The 4,112-nt window shown below is 66.4% G+C and carries 4 protein-coding genes; all 4 read right to left on the minus strand.

What is annotated here, in order from left to right:
• A partial coding sequence (locus F9K34_RS17365) for a TRAP transporter large permease (RefSeq protein WP_291338372.1) occupies positions 1-1,627 on the minus strand: 1,627 nt, incomplete at its 3' end.
• Positions 1,624-2,208 (minus strand): TRAP transporter small permease subunit, encoded by a 585-nt coding sequence (locus tag F9K34_RS17370; RefSeq protein WP_291338373.1) that lies wholly within the window; start codon positions 2,206-2,208, stop codon positions 1,624-1,626. The genes F9K34_RS17365 and F9K34_RS17370, both read right to left, overlap by 4 nt.
• 164 nt (positions 2,209-2,372) lie before the next feature.
• Positions 2,373-3,209 (minus strand): arginyltransferase, encoded by an 837-nt coding sequence (locus F9K34_RS17375; RefSeq protein WP_291338374.1) that lies wholly within the window; start codon positions 3,207-3,209, stop codon positions 2,373-2,375.
• 173 nt (positions 3,210-3,382) lie between these two features.
• Entirely contained in the window at positions 3,383-3,844 is a 462-nt protein-coding gene (locus F9K34_RS17380; protein ID WP_291338375.1) for a DUF2852 domain-containing protein, read from the minus strand.
• Positions 3,845-4,112: the final 268 nt, after the last annotated feature.

Genomic DNA, 4,112 nt, shown 5'->3' on the forward strand with positions numbered 1-4,112 from the left:
CCCCGCCCAGTCCGCCGCCGATGCCGGGAATCTGGATCGTGACGTTCGACGTATCGACCGGCTTGCCCTTGTAGTGCATCACCAGCTGCGGGAAGGCGATCACGACCCCGATCATGACGACCTGGATGCAGACGAAGGGAACGGCGCCCCAGTAGATCTGGCCCGTCGTCACCGGCGCCATCTGCCGGCCCGTGACCTTGTCGAGATAGGGCGCCTTCGCCGCGACGGACCGCAGGTAGAAGAGCGCGAAGCCGAACGGCGGGTGCATGAACGAGGTCTGCATGTTCACCCCGAGGATGACGCCGAACCAGATCAGGTCGATGCCCAGTCGTTCCGCCGCGGGGGCGAGAAGCGGCACGATGATGAAGGCGAGTTCGAAGAAGTCGAGGAAGAAGGCGAGGAGGAAGACCAGGATCGATACCGCGATCAGGAACCCGGTCTCGCCGCCCGGCAGCGAGGTCAGGAGATGCTCCACCCAGATATGGCCGTTCACGCCGTAGAAGGTGAGGGAGAACACCCGCGCGCCGACCAGGATGAACATGACGAAGGCCGAGAGCCGCGTGGTCGAGGTCAGCGCCTGGCTGATGACCGACAGGCTCAGCCGCCGTTTCATCGCCGCCAGCACCAGTGCGCCGACGGCGCCCATGGCCCCGCCTTCGGTCGGGGTGGCGATGCCGAGGAAGATCGTGCCGAGCACGAGGAAGATCAGCGCGAGCGGCGGGATGAGGACGATCACGACCTGCTGGGCCAGCCGCGACATCAGGTTCAGGCCGAGTGACCGGTCGAGCAGCGCCGCGACATAGATGGCCACGACCCCGAGGCTCGCCGCGAGAATGTCGGCGTTGGCGCCATGCGTCGGCTCGAGCCAGAGGTAGGCGGCATAGGCGACGCCGATGCCGGCCGCGAGCGCGACGAGAAGCGACATCACGCCCGAGCCCAGCGTCCGCGCCTCGGGCGGAAGCGCCGGAACCCAGGAGGGCCGGATGATCGAGATCAGCAGCACGTAGGACATGTAGATGCCGGTCAGCACCAGGCCGGGGATCAGCGCACCCTTGTACATGTCGCCCACCGACCGTCCGAGCTGGTCGGCAAGCACGATGAGCACGAGCGAGGGGGGAATGATCTGCGCCAGCGTGCCGGAGGCCGCGATCGCGCCCGAGGCAATCCGCCGGTCGTAGCCGTAGCGCAGCATGATCGGGAGCGAGATGAGCCCCATGGCGATGACGCTGGCCGCGACGACGCCGGTCGTGGCGGCGAGCAGGGCGCCGACGATGATCACCGCATAGGCAAGGCCACCGCGCACCGGCCCGAAGAGCTGGCCCACGGTGTCGAGCAGGTCCTCGGCCATGCCCGAGCGTTCGAGGACGATTCCCATGAAGGTGAAGAACGGGATGGCCAGCAGCGTCTCGTTGGACAGAAGCCCCCAGAGCCGGCCCGGCATCGTGTTCAGAAGCGGCCAGGACAGGTTGATCGCGCCTTCCGAAAGGGGGGCAAGCTCCACGCCGATGAAGAAGAACAGGAGGCCGTTGGCGGCCAGCGCGAAGGCCACCGGATAGCCGAGCAGCAGGAAGATGACGAGCGAGGCGAACATGATCGGCGCCATGTTCAGCGCGATGAACTCCATCATTTGCGGATCTCCGAGACCAGCGCCTCGCCTTCGCGTTCGGCCGCGGCGTGAGCGGAGACGAAGGGGTGGGGATCCTCGATCAGGCCGCGCATGACGGCGATCTTCTTGATGATTTCCGAAACCCCCTGAAGGGAGAGCTGGGCAAAGCCGATCAGCAGCAGCGTCTTGGCCGGCCAGATGATCAGCCCGCCGGCGTTGGTGGACACTTCCTGCGAGCGGAACGACTGCAGGGCATAGGGGGCGAAGAACCAGGTCATCAGCAGCACGAACGGCATCAGGAAGACGACGTGCCCGAAGAGGTCGATCCAGTGCTGCGTGCGCCGGGACCAGCGGCCATAGACGATGTCGATGCGGATATGTTCGTTCTGCTTCAGCGTGTAGGCGGCCGCCAGCATGAAGGCCGCGCCGTAGAGATACCACTGAAGCTCCAGCCAGGCGTTCGACGAGGTGTTGAACAGTTTCCTGACGCTCGCGTTCACCGCCGAGACGAAGATCGCGATCAGGATGAGCCAGGCAACGGACTTGCCTATCGCCTCGTTGATGCGGTCAATCAGGCGCGACAGCGCCAGCAATACGTCCATGTGGCCTCCCCTTCGCAATCCGGATTCGTCGGTCCGGTCCGGTTTTTATAGAGCGTCCGGCCGGATCGGTCTAACCGCGAGTGCGCCAACCCCAGATCTGCCGTTAGGGAAGTTTCCGGCCAGCGTCCGCAGAGCGGCGCAGGAGGCGTCGCTTTCGCCCGATGTCAGGCTCGGGTCGGGCGTGCTTCGGGAAGCGCGATGCGCGCAACCTGTTCGGCGATGGGATCGACCGACAGGGGATGGGTGTCGCCGGAATGGTCGGCCGGGTTGCCGATGTCCTGCCAGCGGCCGTTCTTGTAGATCTCGAGCGCGCCGAAACCCGCCTTGTAGCCCATCTTGCGGCTGCCGGGCACCCAGTAGCCGAGATAGACGTAGGGCAGCCCGGTGCGCCGGGCGAGGTCGACGTGGTCGAGGATGATGTAGGTGCCGAGGCTGTCGCCGGCCTTGTCGGGGTCGTAGAAGCTGTACACCATGCTCAGCCCGTCATCGAGGACGTCGGTCAGGCAGACGGCCGTGAGCTTCCGCCGTCCGCCCGGTTCGCCGGGCGCCGCGGAATATTCGATCACCCGGCTCTTGACCGGCGTCTCCTCGATCATCGCGGCGAACTCGAAGATGTCCATGTCGGCCATGCCGCCGTCTGAATGGCGGCTGTCGAGGTAGCGGCGGAAGAGCGCGTACTGGTCCTCGGTCGCCCAGGGGCTCGTCGCGTCGCGGCGCAGGTAGGCGTTCCGGCGGATGGTGCGGCGCTGGCTCCGGCTCGGCGCGAAGTCCGCCACCCGGATGCGGGCGGAAAGGCAGGCCGCGCATTCGGCGCAGGAGGGGCGGTAGAGCACGTTCTGCGACCGGCGGAAGCCTTGCTTGGACAGCGCGTCGTTCAGCCTTTCGGCATTGTCGCCCTGAAGGGCCGTGAACAATTTCCGCTCGGACCGGCCCTCTAGATAGGGGCAGGGCTGCGGGGCCGTCACGTAGAACTGGGGCGCGATGGGCAGCGTGTGGCGCATGGCCTGCGTCGGGAAAGGTTCTCGGGCTTCGGTTGGTCGGCAACGCCGACGTTAGCAAGCACGCCGAAATCCGCCAAGCCTTCTGTTCGATACAATGCGGACAATCCCGCCTTCCCCGCAAGCCATACGGCCCGGAAGGGTCCGGGCCGTTGCCGGCAAGGGGCAGCGAGGCTTCAGTACTGGCCGCGACCGGCCTCTCCGCCGCCGCTCTGGCTGTCCTCGGCCCGGCGCGCGCTTTCGTCGCGGGCGGCGCGGGCGCGCTCATCGAGGTACTGGTCGAACTCGGCCTTGTCCTTGCTTTCGCGCAGCCGCTTGAGGAAGGCCTCGAACTCCTCCTGCTCGCGCTCCAGCCGGTCGAGCGTGTCGGCCTTGTAGGCGTCGAAGGCGGTGTTGCCGGAGGAGCGGAACCCGTGGCGGTTCGCCCAGGTGCGGGCCATGTCGTGGTGGGCGTTGTGGCGGCCCCAGCCGCAGCCTTTCGAGAACATGCGTTTGCTCCAGATCATGTAGCCGAGGATGAAGAGGCCGACGGGCCAGAAGACGATGAAGCCGAGCACCATGGCGACAATCCAGGCGCCCTTGCCGCGGTCGTCGAGCCAAGCTTCGGCGCGACCGGGCCAGGCGGCGATGATGGACATGCGGGTTTCCTCCGTGGGGTTGATGTGAACGTGTTTCACATTGCGGAAGATCGGGGCGGGGGTGGCGGGCGTCAAGAGGTGATGTAAAAGAAATTCACATCATGCGCCGGCGGCCGTCTCCTCGGTGAATTCCGCAACCCTGGCGCCGGTGACGGACAGCAAGAGCGCCGGCGCGATCGGGAAGATGTGCCGCGGCGTTCCGGCGGCGGCCCAGACGGTGGCGAAGTCGAGAAGGCGGGGGTCGAGGAACGTCGGCACGGGAACGATG

It is taken from the genome of Albidovulum sp., assembly GCF_008933605.1.
Classification (GTDB): Bacteria; Pseudomonadota; Alphaproteobacteria; order Rhodobacterales; family Rhodobacteraceae; genus Albidovulum.

Bases quoted from the DNA above. Each gene is read 5' to 3' on its own strand.
- F9K34_RS17375 (WP_291338374.1), bottom strand. From the start codon at position 3,209: ATGCGCCACACGCTGCCCATCGCGCCCCAGTTCTACGTGACGGCCCCG.
- F9K34_RS17370 (WP_291338373.1), bottom strand. From the start codon at position 2,208: ATGGACGTATTGCTGGCGCTGTCGCGCCTGATTGACCGCATCAACGAG.
- F9K34_RS17380 (WP_291338375.1), bottom strand. From the start codon at position 3,844: ATGTCCATCATCGCCGCCTGGCCCGGTCGCGCCGAAGCTTGGCTCGAC.